Origin of the sequence: Streptomyces dioscori, from assembly GCF_003024195.1 — a bacterium.
Classification (GTDB): Bacteria; Actinomycetota; Actinomycetes; order Streptomycetales; family Streptomycetaceae; genus Streptomyces; species Streptomyces dioscori.
On the sequence record NZ_KZ679040.1, the window covers coordinates 553,061 to 569,275 of the forward strand.

Sequence of the window (16,215 nt, forward strand, 5' to 3'; positions counted from 1 at the left end):
GGCCGCCGACCACCAGGCAGCCCCTCCGGTCCCTGTCCCGCTCTCCCCCTACCGGGGCAGCACCACCACGTACGCCGCCGGATCACGATCCCCGGACGCCATCAGAGCCGTACGCACGACGGTCGCCTGCTGCTCCATCGAGTCCCGCAGCTTCCTCGGTGTGACGTGGACGACCGTGATGCCGAGACGCTCCAGGTGCTCGCGCTTGCGGGCGTACTCGGACCACATCGCGTCGTCGTCCTGGCGCGGGGCCCGGGTGTCGAGTTCGAGGGCGACGGCGTGGTCGGGCCAGTACGCGTCGAGGCCGCCGAGGAGCGGGCCGCCGGGCAGCCGCAGTTCCACGTTCCAGACCGGGTCGGGCAGACCGTGTTCCGTGACCAGGCGGTAGAGCCGGTCCTCGGCGATGGCCCGGCCCTCGGCGAGGAGGGAGTCGACGGCGTCCACCACATGCGGCCGGCTCAGCAGCCGCGCATGGGTCAACTCCCTCACGACGGCGGCCGGTTCGCAGTGCCCGCCGCGTACCGCCTCGGTGAGCAGCCGGCGTACGACTCCCGCGTCCGTGATGTCGGCGACCGCGTCGGCCAGCGCGCGCGGCACGGGCGCCACGGGGATGCCGCCGAGCTGCACGGGCTCCGGCATGCCCGGTGTACGGACGATACGGACGCAGCCCGTCGAACGAAGGCGCCGCAGCCGTGGGACGAGGACGTCGAGGCGGTCCAGGGACAGCAGCGGGGGAGCGGCCGCGAAGCGGTGCAGGGCGAGGGCCGCGAGACCGGTGATCATCGCGTCGGTGTACCCCTGCGGGGCGTGCGGTTCGGCGGCGCCGGGCTGCGCGGGGACGGCCGGTTCCGCGACGGGGCAGCGGGCCGCGTACATGAGGACCGCGTGCAGCCGCTCCTCGGTGGTGGCGGGTCCGGGCCGGAGCAGATAGACCCCTGGCAGGAGCTGCTGCCAGGAACCACCGGGCCTGCACTGCGTGTTGATGTCGGCGGTGCTCACGCCCCGCGACCGGAGGTGCGCGGTGGTCATGACGCGCTGCTGGACGTCGGACAGGTGGCGCAGGGGCCGCGGGGAGAGCGGGGTGTTGTGGTTCATGACCTCGAATCTGCCGCGTCCGATCCGCTGCCTAACCGCTGTTACAAGCCCGTCGTCAAAGCCGGACAACATCGCCCTAAAGTCCGTCCGGCGAACTGCCGAAACTCCCTGGTCCGTAAGGGGGTCACGGCACCGATTACCCACATTCCGTAACTGTTATGGACGCCTCCGAGGTCAACACGCGAAGCGCCGTCCCCCTTTGGGGGAGCCGTCTTTCCGGCGGACGGCTAGGTATTCGAACGGGTGAGAGGGCGAAAGCCCGCTCGACGACTGCGGCCGCCCCTGAAGGGACGGCCGCAGCTCCGTTGCGCATGACGCGTCACGTAGATGTCACGTCGTGGAGTGGAAAAGCACCGCCTGGCGTGCCTGTTCCACGGGAGAGACACGGAGGGACCAGGCACTCCAATGGGAGTGCTTGATCCGGCTCTTGTGCCTTCCGGTGTCGACGGTCTTCAGTTCGTTGTGGCTGATTCCCGCTTTGTACTGGACCTCGTGCTTCGCGACGCCGGCGATACCGGATGCCTCGGAGACGACTCCGTCGTTGTACGACGACACGGTGGTCCAGTCGGTGGTCCAGCCGCTTCGCCTGTTGTGCTTCGGCATGGTCGTTCCGAGGCTCTTGAGGAACGCGCTCCTCGGCTTCATTTCCTTGCACTGCGCGAAGAGCCTGCTGCAGGCGTAGCCCGCCTTGGTTCCGCCGTGCGGGGTGCCGAGCGTGACGACGTCCTCGATGTAGAGCTTCTTCGGGAAGCCCGGGGTGCCCTTGCTGCTGTGGTAGAGGGCGGCGCGGACGATGAGGCCGCCCATGGAGTGGGCGACGACGTCGACCTTGTCGCCCTTCTTGGAGTAGTTGTCGGAGACGTAGTTCGCGAACACCTTGGCCACGGTGTTGAGGGACTTGTTGCGGGTGCCGTTCTTGTACGTGTACGAGCAGTTCTTGTCGCCCTTGTAGTAACCGAAGGTGAGCAGGTTGCCCCTCCAGTTCTTGTTCTTGAAATGCGTCCGGGCGTCCGAGAAGTACTTGGCGCAGTCGTGCTTTCCGGTCGGAGCGAACCCGTGAACGAAGATGACCCGGTTGCTCGATCCGTCCGAGTGGCCCGGCGCCGCGCTGGCCGGCGTGACCGTGAGCGTGGTGACGGCGAGTGCCAGCACCGCGGAAAGAAACAGCGTGAGCCGTCTCAATGACCTCTGCATGTGAATTCCCCGTGTTCTGTCGTGAGTTGCTTCTGCTGAACGCTTGGTCCGAAATTAGGGGACCGGCCGGAGAAATACATGTCACGCGAACGCGTGACAGCGCCGCCGTCCCCGCCGCCTTCCCCGCGCCCGCCCCTGCCCCGCCAGGCCTCTTCGCCTCCACGCCTCTGTCCTGCGCGGTCGCGTTCGTCTACGCTGACGGACAGATCTCATCCGTATGCGGGGGAAAAACTGTGAGGACCGGGGTGAATCCCCTTGCCTTTCTCGGCGGAAGCGGGAATTCCTCCGGTGAAGGCGGCGCCCCGGCGCAAGGACCCGCCCAGCTCCAACTCCGGCGCCGGTTCGCGCGCCTGGCCGCTGTCCTGCGTGCCGCCGGTGCCCTCGGCGCGGCCGTGGTCGCCGTGGTCGGCTTCGCACCGCCCGCCCGGTCGGAGTGGGTGGCCGTCGCGGTCGTCGGACTGCTGGTGTGGAGCGGTCTGTTCACCGTCCTGACGCTGAGGCCGCATCCTCGTACCTGGCTCTACGCCGGTGACACCGTCATCGTCGTGGCGCTCTGCCTGGCGCAGGGCGGCCTGGTCCCGGCCGAGGTCCTGGAAGCCAGTGCGGGCTCCGGATGGATCGACATGGTCGCCCGCACCGGAGTGCTCATCGCCCAGTTCACCCTGCGCCTGCCGCTGGCGGCGGCCTCGACGATCGCCATCGCGGCGGCCCACGCGGTGGGCGCCGGTGTACGGGACGCCTCCGTGGTGCTGGTGCTCCAGGGGCTGCTCGCCGCCGCCGTCGTGGCCCTGCTGGAACGCGGAGCGCGCAGGGCGGACCTCGCGCTGGCCGAGGAGGCGTCCGCCCGCGCGGCGGAACGCGCCCGGTCCGCCGCCCGCACCGACGAGTTGGACCAGCAGCGGCTGCTGCACGACACCGTGCTCGCCACGCTCACCATGGTGGGCACCGGCAGCATCACCCGTGACTCCGCCGCGCTGCCGCGACGGGCCGCGGCCGACCTGGCCGTCATCGAGGGCCTGCGGGCACACCCCCACACGGCACGCGCTGTGGCGAACGGCCCGGCGCCACTGGATGTCGCCCTGCGTACCGTCGTACTGACGCGGCACATCGGCCTGCCCGCGCTGGACATCGAGTTCGACGTGCCGCCGCTGGACCTGCCCCACGAAGTCGTGGAAGCCCTCGCGCACGGCACCGCCGAGGCCCTGGCCAACGTGGCCCGGCACGCCGGCACCCGCGCCGCCCGGGTCGAGGCCCGACGCGCCGGGGAAGGGGGCGTCGCCGTCGAGATACGCGACAGCGGACGCGGGTTCGACCCCGGGGCCGTTCCCGCCCACCGGCGCGGTCTGCGCGAATCGGTGCTGGGCCGGATGACCGCGGTGGGCGGCAGCGCCCGTGCGACCTCGTCCCCCGGCTCCGGCACACGAGTCCTGCTGAGGTGGGAACCATGACTGCCGACGCGGCCGAGAACAGCACCGAGAACAGCACCGAGAACAGCACCGAGAACAGCACCGAGGACGTCACCGAGGACGTCGCCGAGGGCGTGGTCGCCACCCGCTTCGGGAAGGTCGTCGACCTCGGGCTGGTGGCGATCGTCGGCGTCTGGCACCTGGGCCTGGACTCCATGCGGGTGCTCAAGAGCTGGCCGGTGTACGAGCCGCCGGCCGTCGCCGCGGGCGCCTGGCTGGCCCTCACCCTCATCCAGACGGTCGGGTCCGTCCTGCTGCTGCGTTCCGCGCTCGGCGCGCGCACCGCGCGGATCCTCGCGGGGGCGGCGCTGGTCACCGGCGTCGTCGCCGCCACCGCCTACCCGCCGGGCGGGGCGATCAGCGACGCGAGCTGGGCGTGGAACACCGTGGGCTGGTTCGGCATGCTGCTCCTGATGCGGCGCCCGCTGTGGGAACTGATCACCCTGCTCGGCGCCAACACGGCCGTCACGGTGGGTTTCCTGGCTGCCGACGGCGCACTCGACCACGTCACCCTGTCCCGTCTGCTGGCCTCGGTGTACGTCACCGCCGGGATCCAGCTGACCTTCGCGTATCTGGTGAGGCAGCTCGACGACGGTGCGCGGGAGGCCACCGAGATCGCCGCCGCGCAGGCGGAGCACCTCGCACGGGCCACCGCCGACGAGACCGTGCACACCGAGCGCCGGCGCCGCTACGCGTATCTGCGCATCAGGGTGGAACCGTTGCTGCGGGGTCTCGCCGAAAGCCGCCTGGACCCGTCAGACACCGTCGTACGCCGTCGCGCGGCCGTCGAGGCGGCCCGCCTGCGCAGGCTGTTCGTGGAGACGGACGACACCCCGCACCCGCTCCTGCACGAGCTGCGGGCCTGCGCCGACGTCGCCGAGCGGCGGGGCGTACGCGTCACCCTGCTGAGCTACGGCGAACTGCCCGACCTGCCCCCGGCCGTCCGCCGCGAACTGGCGGAAGGGACCCTGCTGGTCCTGGCGACCGCCGTCACCCGGGCACGGCTGACCGTGGTGACCACACCCGAGGAGGTCGCGGTGAGCGTGGTGGCCGACGCGGCCGCCGGGACGCGTGGGGAACCGACGGGCCTTCTCACCACATCCTCCACGTACGACCAGGAGGAGGAACAGCTGTGGTGGGAAACCCGATGGCCGCTCAGCCCGGCTCCCTGAGCGTTGCCGTCGTCGACGACCACCCCGTCGTCATCGAAGGCATCCAGGCCTGGCTGTCCCAGGAGCCGCGGATCTCGGTACGGCACACCGGCGAAGCCGTGGAGGTGCAGCCCGGTGCCGTGGACGTCCTCATTCTCGATCTGAACCTGCACGGCCGCCTCGTCGTCGACGACATCGGCACGCTGGCCGCGGCGGGTCAACGGGTCATCGCCTTCTCGCAGTTCACCGAGCAGCGGGTGGTCCTCGAATCGCTGGAGGCCGGCGCGTGCGAGTTCGTCGCGAAGAACGAGGGCCGGGCGCACCTCGTGAACGCGGTGCTGGCGGCGGCGGGCGACAGGCCCTACGTCACCCCGACCGCCGCCGGGGTCCTCGTCGGTGACCGCGGCGCGAGCCGGCCCCGCCTCTCCTCCCAGGAACGTACCGCTCTCTTATGGTGGTTCCAGTCCATGTCGAAGGCGTCGGTGGCCCGGCGCATGGGCGTCTCGGTCCACACGGTGGACATCTACATACGCCGGGCGAGAGTCAAGTACGCCCAGGTCGGCAGAACCGCCCCGACCAAGGCCGACATGCTGGCCCGAGCCATCGAGGACGGCCTGGTGACCCCCGACGACATCACGGGCTACGAATCAGCGGCCTTCACCGGGAACTGAACCGGCGGCAGCCCCGTCACACGCCTGCCCCCGCAACGCACGCCCCAGATCGTCCCGAGCCTCAAGCACCAGCCGCCGAAGCGCGGGCGCGGCCTCCCCATGGGAGGCAAGCCACGCGTCGGCGGCCGCCACCGTGCCGGCGGAGTCCTGCAGCGAGGGGAACAACCCCCGCACCACATCCATCCCGATCTGAATGGACCGCTCGGCCCACACCCGCTCGATCACATCGAAGTACTTCGCCGCGTACGAAGCGGTCAGCTCCCGGTGGGAGGCCTGCGCGAACCCCCCGATCGTCGCCTCCACCAGCGCGTTGGACAGCGAGTCCGACTCCACCACGGCGGCCCACGCCTGCGCCTTGACCGCCGCGGACGGCCGCGCCGCCAGACACCGCACCTGATGCCGCTTCCCGGACGCGGTGTCGTCGCGGGCCAGCTCCGCGGCGAGCACGGACTCGTCCGCGAGACCGTGCGCGGCGAGCGGTTCCAGGAACGCCCACCGCAGCTCCTGGTCCACTTCGAGCCCGTCGACCTTCTCCGTCCCCGCCAGCAGCTCCCGCAGCAACCGCAGGTCGTCCTCGCCGGAGGCGACCGCGGCGAAGAACCGCGCCCACGTCAGCTGGTGCTGGCTGCCGGGCCCGGCGGACCGCAGCTCGCGCAGCGCGCCCTCGGCGAGCAGCCGCCCGCCGGTGGCCCGCCACTCGGGCGCGACATAGAAGGTGAGCGCGGAGTTCGCCCACGCGTGGAGCGTCTGGAGCACGCCGATGTCCGACTCGCGGCCCGCGAAACGCAGCACCAGGTCGACGAAGTCCCGCGCGGGCATGAGCGCGTCGCGGGTCAGGTTCCACAGTGCCGACCAGCACAGGGCGCGGGCGAGCGGGTCGGTGAGGTCTCCGAGATGGGCCCGCAGGGTGTCCAGTGATCCCTCGTCGAAGCGGATCTTGCAGTACGTGAGGTCGTCGTCGTTGACGAGGACCAGCTCGGGGGCGTCGGCCCCGGCCAGCTCACCGACGACCGTGCGCGGCCCGTCGACGTCGACCTCGGCGCGCGCGTACCGTACGAGCGCACCGTCCGCGCCCTCCCGCCGGTACAGCCCCACCGCGACCCGGTGCGGCCGCAGCTCGGGGTGCGACTCGGCGGCCTCCTGGAGAACCGTCAGCTCACCGACCCGGCCCTGCGCGTCGAGGAGCACCTGCGGGGTGAGGGAGTTGACGCCGGCGGTCTGCAGCCAGGACCGCGACCAGGCCGCCATGTCCCGCCCGCTCGTCTCCTCCAGGACCGACAGCAGGTCACCGAGGCGCGTGTTCCCGTACGCGTGCCGCTTGAAGTAGCGGCGGGCGCCCTCCAGGAACGCGTCCCGTCCCGCGTACGCCACCAACTGCTTCAGGACCGCCGCTCCCTTGGCGTACGTGATCCCGTCGAAGTTGAGCTTGGCGTCCTCCAGGTCGCGGATGTCGGCCGTGACCGGATGCGTGGAGGGCAGCTGGTCGGCGCGGTACGCCCACGCCTTGCGGTTGTTGGCGAAGGTGACCCAGCCGTTCTCGAAGCGGGTCGCCTCGACCAGCGAGAACGCGCCCATGAAGTCCGCGAAGGACTCCTTGAGCCACAGGTCGTCCCACCACACCATGGTCACCAGGTCGCCGAACCACATGTGGGCCATCTCGTGCAGGATCACGTTCGCCCGGCGCTCGTACGACGCCTGGGTCACGTTGCCGCGGAAGATGAACTCCTCGCGGAAGGTCACACAGCCCGGGTTCTCCATCGCGCCGAGGTTGTACTCCGGCACGAACGCCTGGTCGTACTTCCCGAAGGGGTACGGGTAGTCGAAGTGGTCGTGGAAGAAGTCGAGGCCCTGCTTGGTGACCAGGAAGACGTCATCGGCGTCGAAGTGCCTGGCCAGCCCCTTGCGGCAGAGCGCGCCGAGCGGGATCTCCAGCCGCGTGCCGTCGTCGAGGACCCGCTCGTACGAGTCGGTCACATAGTGGTACGGACCGGCGACGACGGCCGTGATGTACGTCGAGATGGGCTTGGTGCCCGCGAACTTCCACACCCCGTCGGTCAGTTCACCGACGCCGTTGCTCCACACCACCCAGTCCTCGGGGGCCCGTACCTCGAAGCGGAACGGCGCCTTGAGGTCGGGCTGCTCGAAGTTGGCGAAGACCCGGCGCGAGTCGGCCGGTTCGTACTGCGTGTAGAGATAGACCTCGCCGTCCTCGGGATCGACGAAGCGGTGCATGCCCTCGCCGGTGCGGCTGTACGCGCACTGGGCGTCGACCACCAGCTCGTTGTCCTCGGCCAGGTCCTCCAGGAGGATGCGGGAGCCGTCGAAGACCGCACCCGGGTCGAGATCCCTGCCGTTCAGCGAGACGGCCGTGACGCCCGGCGCGATCAGGTCCGCGAAGCTCGTGGCGCCCGGCTCCGCGCTGCGGAACCGGATGGTCGTCACCGACCGGAACGTACGCGGCTCGGTGTCGGTCCCGCCCACCGCGGAGCGCAGGTCCAGGGACACCTCGTACTCCTCGACGGACAGCAGTGCTGCCCGCTCGCGGGCCTCGTCGCGGGACAGATTCTCACCGGGCACGGGCGGCACTCCCTCGTGGCGTCATGGATACGTGATGGGTACGTGTGAACAGGACCGATCCTGTCATGTGCCCCTGACGCCGGGCACCCGGGAATGGCACGAGCGACCGATCGCGTTGAACATGAGCCTGGTGGCCCCAAGGTGCCGGGCACCGGCGTCCCCCCAACGAGGAGAACCATGTCTGAGCAGACTTCCGCCAAGACTCCGGTCGACTTCTGGTTCGACCCGCTGTGCCCGTGGGCGTGGATGACCTCACGCTGGGTCCTGGAGGTGGAGAAGGTCCGGGACATCGAGGTCCGCTGGCACATCATGAGCCTGGCGGTGCTGAACGAGCCGAAGCTCGACGAGCTGAACGACCACTACCGCGAGATGATGTCCACCTCGGCGTGGGAGCCCGTCCGCGTGGTGACCGCCGCCTGGCAGAAGCACGGCGCCGACATCCTCGGCCCGCTCTACACCGCGCTCGGCAACCGCATCCACAACGACGGCCAGGGCCCGACGCGGGAGGCGATCGCCGGAGCGCTCGACGAGGTCGGCCTCCCCGCGGACCTGATCGACTACGCGGACCAGAAGGACTTCGAGTTCGACACCGAGCTGCGCGCCTCCCACAAGGAGGGCATCGACAAGGTCGGCCAGGACGTCGGCACGCCCGTCATCGCGGTCCCCGGCGCCGACGGCGAGCAGATCGCCTTCTTCGGCCCTGTCGTCACCCCGGCCCCCAAGGGCGAGGACGCCGCCAAGCTGTGGGACGGCACGCTGCTCGTCGCCTCGGTGGAGGGCTTCTACGAGCTGAAGCGCTCCCGCACGAAGGGCCCGGACTTCAGCAACCTGTAGTCCGGCGCCGGCCGATGGACGTCACTCCGGCTCGGGCAGGCGCAGGGGCTCCCTGAAAGGCCTCTCGACGAAGTACTTACGCACGTTGCGGCACTGTTTGGCCCCGTCGTCCAGCGGGGCCAGGCACACCATGAACCCGTCGACGTTCTTCAGGTCCAGGTGCTTCTTGAGCCAGGCCGCTTCCTTGGGCTCCAGGAAGCGGTGCTCCTCCTCGGGGCTCTTGCAGGTGATGCAACTCCTCATCGGCATCCCGCAAGAATCACCCGGAGCCCCCCCATACCGGAAGGCCCCCGCGAGTCACGTCCTCGCGGGGGCCTTCCGTCCATCCACCCGCCCGCGTGAAGGTGAGAAGACGATCACGAGGCAGGGCGCTCCGGGGTTCTTCGAGAGCCTTATTGCAAGTCTCTTGCAAATGCAGGCTAGCAGCAAGAGGGTGGAGGCGCGTGGTCGAGCACGCGGAAGGGCCCCCGCACGAACCGTTCTCCGTGCGAGGGCCCTTCAACGCTTGCCGACCGGTGGGCCGAAGGCCCCGTCAGCCCGCGGCGCGCGCCCTCAGCCGCCGCTGCCGGGCATGGCCGACCGCCGCCAGGAACAGCGTCATCCCGCCCGTCGCGTACAGCTGCACCCGCGTGTCCGGCTCCCGTGCCATCAGGACGAAGATCGCCAGCATGCCCGCCAGCGCCACCCACGTCAGCACCGGGAACGCCCACATCCGTACGGCGAGCCGCTCCGGGGACTCCCGTTCCAGCTGCCGCCGCAACCGCAGCTGGGAGACCGCGATGAAGATCCAGACGACCAGGATCACCGCGCCGATCATGTTCAGCAGCCAGGGGAAGACGTCCTCGGGCCGCCAGTAGCTGAGCAGCACGCAGCCGAAGCCGAACACCGAGGAGGCGAGCACGGCGACGCGCGGCACCCCGCCGGAGACCCGGCCGAGGGCTCGCGGCCCCTGGCCCCGCTCCACCAGCGAGTACGCGATGCGCGAGGCCCCGTACACATTGGCGTTCATCGCGCTCAGCAGGGCGACGAGGACGACGACGTTCATGAGCGGCCCGGCGCCCGGGATGCCCAGCTGGTCGAGGGTGGCGACGTACGGGCCCTTCTCGACGACGGCCGCGGAGTTCCAGGGGACGAGCGTCACGATGACGGCCATCGAGCCGATGTAGAAGAGCGCGATGCGCCACATCGCGGTGCGTACGGCGCTCGCGACGCCCCGGACCGGGTCCCGCGACTCGGCCGCGGCGATCGTCACCGTCTCCAGGCCGCCGTACGCGAAGACCGAGGCGAGCAGGCCGACGACGAGCCCCTCGCCGCCGTTCGGCAGGAAGCCGCCCTCGCCGGTGAGACGGGTCATGCCGGGCGAGTCAGTGCCGGGCAGTGTCCCGGTGATCGCCAGGACGCCGAGGACCAGGAACAGGGCGATCGCGCCCACCTTCAGCGCGGCGAACCAGAACTCGAACTCGCCGAAATTCCTGACGGCGGCGAGGTTCGCGGCGCAGAAGACGACCATGAACAGGGCCACCCACGCCCACTCCGGCGTACCCGGCAGCCAGCCCGTCATGATCTTCGCCGCGGCGATGCCTTCCAGCCCGACGGCCGTGCACAGCAGCACCCAGAACGCCCAGCCCGCGGTGAACCCCGCCCACGGCCCGACGGCCCGCTCGGCGTGCGCGGAGAAGGAGCCCGACGACGGATACGCGGCCGACATCTCGCCCAGCATCCGCATCACCAGCATGACGAGGAGACCGGAGACGGCGTACGCGACGACGATCGACGGGCCCGCCGCGGCGATGCCCGCACCGGAGCCGACGAACAGACCCGCGCCGATCACCCCGCCGAGGGCGATCATCGACAGATGGCGCTGCTTGAGGCCGTGGGTGAGGGAGGACGAGGGCGGGACGCCGGCGCCGGGCGGACCGGGCGCGACCTCCTCGGTGGTACGGGACATGAGTGGGGGTGGTCCCTTGCGTGCGACTGAGACGGGGCAAAAACGCCCACAGTCTGGGCGGCCCCTCCGCTCGCACGAAGGGGCCGTCCACTATCCGGACACGCCCGCCACCAGGGGTGATACCCCGACTACGCGGCGACCGGGGTGTAGTGCGAGGCGTCGCCCGCGATCGAGTGGCTCTCCTTGCCCTCGATGCCGACCGGCACGTCACCGGCGACCGTCACCCGGTTCAGGCGGCGCGGCAGACCGTCGTAGTTGTCGATGGCGTAGTGCTGGGTGATCCGGTTGTCGAACAGGACCAGCTGGTTCGGCGACCAGCGGTGGCGCAGGATGTTCTCGGGCCGTACGACATAGGCCTGGAGCAGATCGAGGATCTTGCGGGACTCGCCCGCCGAAAGCCCCACGATCCGCTGCGCGAAGCCGCCGATGAACAGCCCGCGCTCACCGGTCAGCGGATGGACCCGGACCACGGGGTGGGCGGTGCGGTACGTGATGGACGTGAACTGGGCGCGCTGGGCGGCGTGCGCCGCGTCGATCTCCTCGTCCGGCACCGCGTAGTCGTAGTCGTTGGTGTGCTCGGCCCACAGCGTGTCCGCGAGCCGGCGCAGCGGCTCCGGCAGATCGCGGTAGGCGGCGGCCGAACTGGCGATCAGCGTCTCGCCCCCGTACGGCGGGAGCGTGATGCTGCGCAGGGTGCTGGCCTGCGGCGGATTGAGGACGAACGTGACGTCGGTGTGCCAGTGGTTGGCGGCCCGGCCGCGCTCGCTGTCGACGGGCAGCACGTTCGGGGCGCCCTCGACGGCGGGCACGGTCGGATGGGCGGTGGTGAGGTCGCCGAAGTGCCGGGCGAAGGCCTGCTGGCCCTCGTCGTCCAGGTCGACGTCGTCGAAGACCAGCGCCTTGTGCTCGTCGAGGGCGCCGCGCAAGGCGGTGACGGTCGCCTCGTCGAGGGGCTTGGCGATGTCGACGCCGGATATCCGCGCGCCGATCCGCGCGGTGACCTTCTGGATCTCGATGTCGGTCATGAAGATTCCTCTCGGGTGTCAGACGCGGGCGAGCGCCGGGGAGCCGGCTGCCGGGGAGACGTGCTGGTTGGCGGGTCGGGGGAGGCCGTATCTCGCGCGCAGGGTCTGGCGCGGGCCGTACTCCTCGCGCAGCAGACCGCGGGCGCGCAGGAGCGGGACGACGTGGTCGACGAACGTTTCGAGGCCGGACGGCAGGACCGCGGGCATGATGTTGAAGCCGTCGGCGGCGCCGAGCGTGAACCACTCCTCGACGGCGTCGGCGACCTGCTCGGGTGTGCCGGTGAAGGTCAGGTGTCCGCGCCCGCCGCCGAGCCGCCCGATCAGCTGCCGCACGGTGAGGCGTTCGCGCCGGGCGAGTTCCACGACGAGCGTGTAGCGGCTCTTGGCACCCTCGATGGAACTCTCGGGCGGCAGGTCGGCGGGGAGCTGCCCGTCCAACTCCAGTGTCCCCGACGGTAGTTGCAGCAGCCCCTCCAGGCGGTCCACGCCGTGCGTGTACACGATGTGGTCCTCCAGCACCTGCTCGTTCGCACGTGCCTCGGCCTCCGTGGAGCCGATCACCGGGACGATGCCGGGCAGCACCTTGATGTGGTCGGGGTTCCGGCCGGCCGCCACCGTCCGTGCCTTGAGGTCGGCGTAGAAGTCCTGCGCGTCCTCCAGGGTCTGCTGGGCGGTGAACACCGCCTCGGCGTACCGGGCCGCGAACGACTTGCCGTCCTTCGACGAGCCTGCCTGCACCAGCAGCGGGTAACCCTGCGGCGAGCGCGGCACGTTGAGGGCACCCTCGACACCGAAGTACTTCCCCCGGTGCCGGGGCGGGTGGATCTTCGTGTCGTCGCCCCAGACGCCAGCCGCCTTGTCGGCGACGATCGCGTCGTCCTCCCAGCTGTCCCAGAGCTTGAGCGCCACATCGAGGAATTCGGCGGCACGGGCGTACCGCTCGGCGTGCGCGGGCTCCGCGTCCAGGCCGAAGTTGCGGGCGGCCTCGGCACCGGCCGTGGTGACGATGTTCCAGCCCGCCCGGCCCCCGCTGATGATGTCCAGGGAGGCGAACTTGCGGGCCAGGTTGTAGGGCGAGTTGTACGACGTGGAGGCGGTGGCGATCAGACCGATGTGCTCGGTGGCCGTCGCCAGCGCGGTCAGCAGGGTCAGCGGCTCCAGGGCGCTGGCCGGCCGCTGCGCGAGATTGCTCCACAGCTGCGGTCCGTCGGCGAGGAAGAGCGAGTCGAAGGTGCCGCGCTCGGCGGTACGCGCCAGCCGGACGTAGTGGTCCAGCTCCACATGGGCGTACGGATCGCTCTCCGGGAGCCGCCAGGAGGCCTCGTGGTGGCCGGTGTTCATGAGGAAGGCGTTGAGGTGCAGCCGGCGTCGGGTCACTGGTCGTTCTCCTGGTTCTGCCGGCCCGCGTGGTCCTCTTTCACGCCGAGCGCGGCGAGCAGCCGCTCGCGGTACTCGCCGAGCAGCGGATCGCGGTACGAGCGCGGATGCGCGCGGTCGATGGTCAGGTCGAGGCCGATGCGGCCCTGGTCGAGGACGAGCACCCGGTCGGCCAGCACGATCGCCTCGTCCACGTCGTGCGTGACGAGGAGCACGGAGGGCCGGTGGCGCTCCCACAGCTCGCGCAGCAGACCGTGCATCTTGATCCGGGTCAGCGCGTCCAGGGCGCCGAACGGTTCGTCGGCCAGCAGGAGTTCGGGCTCCCGCACGAGGGACCGGGCCAGGGCGGCACGCTGCGCCTCGCCGCCGGACAGCTCGTTGGGCCAGGCCCGTTCGCGCCCCGCGAGACCCACCTCGGCGAGCGCGGCACGGCCCCGCTCCGCCGCCTTCTTGCCGTCGGTGCCGAGCAGCACGTTGTCGAGGACGCGGCGCCAGGGCAGCAGCCGGGAGTCCTGGAAGACCACGGACACCCGGTCCGGGGCGCTCAGTTCACCACTGCCGGCGACCTCGTGGTCGAGTCCCGCGATGGCGCGCAGCAGGGTGCTCTTGCCGGAGCCGCTGTGCCCGAGCAGGGCCGTGAGCTGCCCGGCCGGCAGGTCCAGGTCCACGTCGTCGAGGACGGTCCGCCCGTCGAAGGACCGGGTGAGACCCCTGAGCCGGACGGCCGGAGCGGCCTGAGCCGCCGGGGCCGTCGGGTCGGCCAGGCCGGGCCGGGACGTCAGCTGTTCAGTGTGCGTCGCCATGACAGCACCCTCCGTTCGATGAGGCGGACCGCGCTGTCGGAGACCAGGCCGAAGATCCCGTAGATGAGCAGGCCGACGAGGATCACATCCGTCTGGCCGTAGTTCTGGGCCTGGAACATCATGTAACCGAGGCCGCTGGTGGCGTTGATCTGCTCCAGCACCACCAGACCGAGCCAGGAGCCGGTGACGCCGAGCCGGAGTCCCACGAAGAACCCGGGCAGCGCGCCGGGAATGACGATCTCCCGGATGAACCGGAGCCTGGACAGCCCCTGCACCTCGGCGAGTTCGACGAACCGGTGGTCGATGCCGGACAGCGCGGAGTACAGGTTCAGATAGATCGGGATGTAGACGACGATGGCGATGATCGCGATCTTGAAGGTCTCGCCGATGCCCAGCCAGAGGATGAACAGCGGGATCAGACCGAGGGTCGGGATCGCCCGGTTGAGCTGGACCGTCCCGTCGATCAGCGCCTCGCCGACCCGGCTGAGCCCGGCCGTCAGCGCGAGGACCACCCCGGCGGTCAGGCCGAGGGAGAACCCGGTGCCGGCGCGCTGCAGCGAGGTGAGGATGTCGGTGGAGAGCGTGCCGTCGCTCCACAGCTGACCCGCGGTCCTCAGGACCGTCCAGGGCGCGGGGATCGCGTTCGTGTCCAGCTGCCCGGCGGCGGAGGCGGCGGCCCAGAGCGCGAAGAACAGGACGGGTCCGATGAGGCGGGAGGCGGGCAGCCGCTTGCCGGGGGAGAGGCCGCGGCGGCGCCGCTTGATCCGCCGTACCGGGGGAGCGGCCTTGGTGGTCCCGGTGGTCCCGGTGGTCCCGGCGGTCTCGCCACCCGCGGACCCGGCGGGTGCGGTCGCATCGGTGGTCGCGCCGGTGGTGCTCGCGGTGGTGGTGGTCATCGCGCTCACTTCCGGTACTCGGCGGAGACGGCTTTCGCCGCGATGCCCTCGAAGCGGCGGTCGAAGAGCGAGCCGACCTCGAACCCCTTCACGAAGCCGCCCTCGGCCAGCAGGTCCGCGGTCTCCTGCTCCCACTTCACGGCCTCGTCCCAGCTCGGCGGGAACAGCGGCTTGTTGGCCAGCTCGGTGATCGCCTCCGCCTGGGCGAGGCTGAGGTTCTGCGTCCTGACGTAGAACTCCCTGTTCCAGTCGTCGGGGTGCTCGTACGCCCACACCTGGCCCTTGGCCCACCGCGGGATGTACGCGGCGACCGCGGCGGCCTTCGCCTTGTCGGCCAGCACGGAGGTGGGCGCCCACAGCAGGCTGAGGAGGTCCACGACGTCGGTGGGGATGGTGTGGGCGCCCTTGGACCCGTACTGCTTGAGGTAAGCGGGCGACTGGCTGTTGGCGAGCGGGGCGATGTCCACCTGGCCCGCCTGGAGCGCGGTGAGGAACTGGTTGCTGGTCAGCGGCACCAGGTCCACGTCGTCGTACGCCAGCCCGGCCTGCTTCAGCGCCCGCAGCAGGACGACGCCCTGGGCCTGCCCCTGCGAGAACGCCAGCTTTTTGCCCTTGAAGTCGTCGACCGACCGGATGTCGCTGCCGGGCTTGGTGGCGAACAGGTAGTTGGGCTTGCGGGTGAGGTTGATCGCGACGATCTTCGCGTCGTACCCCTGGTAGTGCGCCTGGATGGGCGGGATGCCCGCGTTGTTGGCGACGTCCAGGGACTTGGAGCGGAAGGCGTTGATGACGTCGGGACCGGCGCCGATGTTCGCCCAGGACGACACCTTGAACGGCAGGTCGGTCAGCCCCGCGAGCTTGAACTGCAGCTGCTGGACGCCCTGGTAGGAGGAGATCTTGAGGCTCGTACCAGGGGGGACCTTGTCGGCCAGCGGGGCGGTCGCCGCCGCCTTGGACCCGGTGTCGGCGGCGCTGCTGCCCGCGCAACCGCTGAGCCCGGCAGCGGCGGCCGCGCCGAGCAGGGAGGAGAGGAAGAGCCGCCGGTCGACTCCGGACGCGGACAGAGGTGGCATGGGAGGACTCCCTGAATTCATGGGGCGGTGCACGGGGCCGTGCTGCGGCGGACGGCAGGAGGGTGCGCGAAGAACCCGGCGGGGTGCGGCCGGGGAGGGCGGGAC

14 protein-coding genes are annotated in these 16,215 nt (G+C 70.6%); 4 read left to right on the forward strand and 10 right to left on the reverse strand.

The features are described 5' to 3' along the window. Positions 1-48 precede the first annotated feature (48 nt). Together C6Y14_RS10365 and C6Y14_RS10370 are read right to left on the reverse strand one after the other, a co-directional pair. Positions 49-1,095 (reverse strand): hypothetical protein, encoded by a 1,047-nt coding sequence (locus C6Y14_RS10365; RefSeq protein ID WP_107016243.1) that lies wholly within the window; start codon positions 1,093-1,095, stop codon positions 49-51. 330 nt (positions 1,096-1,425) lie between these two features. Continuing rightward, positions 1,426-2,289 carry an esterase/lipase family protein gene (locus tag C6Y14_RS10370; protein ID WP_107016244.1) on the reverse strand — a complete coding sequence of 288 codons (864 nt, stop codon included), beginning with the start codon at positions 2,287-2,289 and terminating at the stop codon, positions 1,426-1,428. A gap of 245 nt (positions 2,290-2,534) precedes the next feature. Between C6Y14_RS10370 and C6Y14_RS10375 the strand changes: the two genes are divergently transcribed. The 3 genes from C6Y14_RS10375 to C6Y14_RS10385 are packed head-to-tail and all read left to right on the forward strand — an operon-like array spanning position 2,535 to position 5,577. Continuing rightward, positions 2,535-3,737: a sensor histidine kinase gene (locus C6Y14_RS10375; protein ID WP_107016245.1), complete on the forward strand. Its 1,203-nt coding sequence runs from the start codon at positions 2,535-2,537 to the stop codon at positions 3,735-3,737. Beyond that, positions 3,734-4,927, forward strand: a complete 1,194-nt coding sequence (locus tag C6Y14_RS10380) for a hypothetical protein (RefSeq protein ID WP_107016246.1) — start codon at positions 3,734-3,736, stop codon at positions 4,925-4,927. The genes C6Y14_RS10375 and C6Y14_RS10380 overlap by 4 nt, the downstream gene beginning before the upstream one ends. Beyond that, complete coding sequence (locus tag C6Y14_RS10385; protein WP_199854690.1) at positions 4,903-5,577, forward strand: response regulator transcription factor; 675 nt, start codon at positions 4,903-4,905, stop codon at positions 5,575-5,577. The genes C6Y14_RS10380 and C6Y14_RS10385 overlap by 25 nt, the downstream gene beginning before the upstream one ends. On the opposite strand, the gene pepN is transcribed toward C6Y14_RS10385, so the two are convergent. Further along, entirely contained in the window at positions 5,554-8,154 is a 2,601-nt protein-coding gene (gene pepN / locus C6Y14_RS10390; protein ID WP_107016248.1) for an aminopeptidase N, read from the reverse strand. The two genes, C6Y14_RS10385 and pepN, sit on opposite strands and share 24 nt — an antisense overlap. Positions 8,155-8,331: 177 nt before the next feature. Here pepN and C6Y14_RS10395 point away from each other — a divergent pair, with 177 nt between their 5' ends. Further along, positions 8,332-8,988, forward strand: coding sequence for a mycothiol-dependent nitroreductase Rv2466c family protein (locus tag C6Y14_RS10395; RefSeq protein WP_107016249.1), 657 nt, complete (start codon positions 8,332-8,334; stop codon positions 8,986-8,988). Between the two features lie 21 nt (positions 8,989-9,009). On the opposite strand, the gene C6Y14_RS10400 is transcribed toward C6Y14_RS10395, so the two are convergent. The 7 genes from C6Y14_RS10400 to C6Y14_RS10430 form a co-directional block, all read right to left on the reverse strand. After that, positions 9,010-9,237 (reverse strand): hypothetical protein, encoded by a 228-nt coding sequence (locus C6Y14_RS10400; RefSeq protein WP_159074207.1) that lies wholly within the window; start codon positions 9,235-9,237, stop codon positions 9,010-9,012. A gap of 283 nt (positions 9,238-9,520) precedes the next feature. Continuing rightward, complete coding sequence (locus C6Y14_RS10405; protein ID WP_107016251.1) at positions 9,521-10,936, reverse strand: amino acid permease; 1,416 nt, start codon at positions 10,934-10,936, stop codon at positions 9,521-9,523. Between the two features lie 128 nt (positions 10,937-11,064). Next, a complete protein-coding gene (locus C6Y14_RS10410; protein ID WP_107016252.1) occupies positions 11,065-11,961 on the reverse strand; it encodes a TauD/TfdA dioxygenase family protein in 897 nt (298 codons plus the stop codon). A gap of 18 nt (positions 11,962-11,979) precedes the next feature. Next, positions 11,980-13,338, reverse strand: coding sequence for an LLM class flavin-dependent oxidoreductase (locus tag C6Y14_RS10415; protein WP_107016253.1), 1,359 nt, complete (start codon positions 13,336-13,338; stop codon positions 11,980-11,982). Continuing rightward, positions 13,335-14,141, reverse strand: a complete 807-nt coding sequence (locus tag C6Y14_RS10420) for an ABC transporter ATP-binding protein (protein WP_225890994.1) — start codon at positions 14,139-14,141, stop codon at positions 13,335-13,337. Before C6Y14_RS10420 ends, C6Y14_RS10415 begins: the two co-directional genes overlap by 4 nt. Beyond that, positions 14,117-15,037, reverse strand: a complete 921-nt coding sequence (locus tag C6Y14_RS10425; RefSeq protein WP_107016254.1) for an ABC transporter permease — start codon at positions 15,035-15,037, stop codon at positions 14,117-14,119. The genes C6Y14_RS10420 and C6Y14_RS10425 overlap by 25 nt, the downstream gene beginning before the upstream one ends. Positions 15,038-15,042: 5 nt before the next feature. Continuing rightward, on the reverse strand, positions 15,043-16,110 hold the full coding sequence (locus C6Y14_RS10430; RefSeq protein WP_107016255.1) for an ABC transporter substrate-binding protein: 1,068 nt from the start codon (positions 16,108-16,110) through the stop codon (positions 15,043-15,045). Positions 16,111-16,215 lie beyond the last annotated feature (105 nt).

Excerpts from the sequence above, each read along its gene's own strand:
- C6Y14_RS10400 (WP_159074207.1), bottom strand. The coding sequence starts at position 9,237 with ATGCCGATGAGGAGTTGCATCACCTGCAAGAGCCCCGAGGAGGAGCAC.
- C6Y14_RS10425 (WP_107016254.1), bottom strand. The coding sequence starts at position 15,037 with ATGACCACCACCACCGCGAGCACCACCGGCGCGACCACCGATGCGACC.
- C6Y14_RS10405 (WP_107016251.1), bottom strand. The coding sequence starts at position 10,936 with ATGTCCCGTACCACCGAGGAGGTCGCGCCCGGTCCGCCCGGCGCCGGC.
- C6Y14_RS10395 (WP_107016249.1), top strand. The coding sequence starts at position 8,332 with ATGTCTGAGCAGACTTCCGCCAAGACTCCGGTCGACTTCTGGTTCGAC.
- C6Y14_RS10380 (WP_107016246.1), top strand. The coding sequence starts at position 3,734 with ATGACTGCCGACGCGGCCGAGAACAGCACCGAGAACAGCACCGAGAAC.
- C6Y14_RS10420 (WP_225890994.1), bottom strand. The coding sequence starts at position 14,141 with ATGGCGACGCACACTGAACAGCTGACGTCCCGGCCCGGCCTGGCCGAC.
- C6Y14_RS10385 (WP_199854690.1), top strand. The coding sequence starts at position 4,903 with ATGGCCGCTCAGCCCGGCTCCCTGAGCGTTGCCGTCGTCGACGACCAC.
- C6Y14_RS10410 (WP_107016252.1), bottom strand. The coding sequence starts at position 11,961 with ATGACCGACATCGAGATCCAGAAGGTCACCGCGCGGATCGGCGCGCGG.
- C6Y14_RS10370 (WP_107016244.1), bottom strand. The coding sequence starts at position 2,289 with ATGCAGAGGTCATTGAGACGGCTCACGCTGTTTCTTTCCGCGGTGCTG.
- C6Y14_RS10430 (WP_107016255.1), bottom strand. The coding sequence starts at position 16,110 with ATGCCACCTCTGTCCGCGTCCGGAGTCGACCGGCGGCTCTTCCTCTCC.
- C6Y14_RS10365 (WP_107016243.1), bottom strand. The coding sequence starts at position 1,095 with ATGAACCACAACACCCCGCTCTCCCCGCGGCCCCTGCGCCACCTGTCC.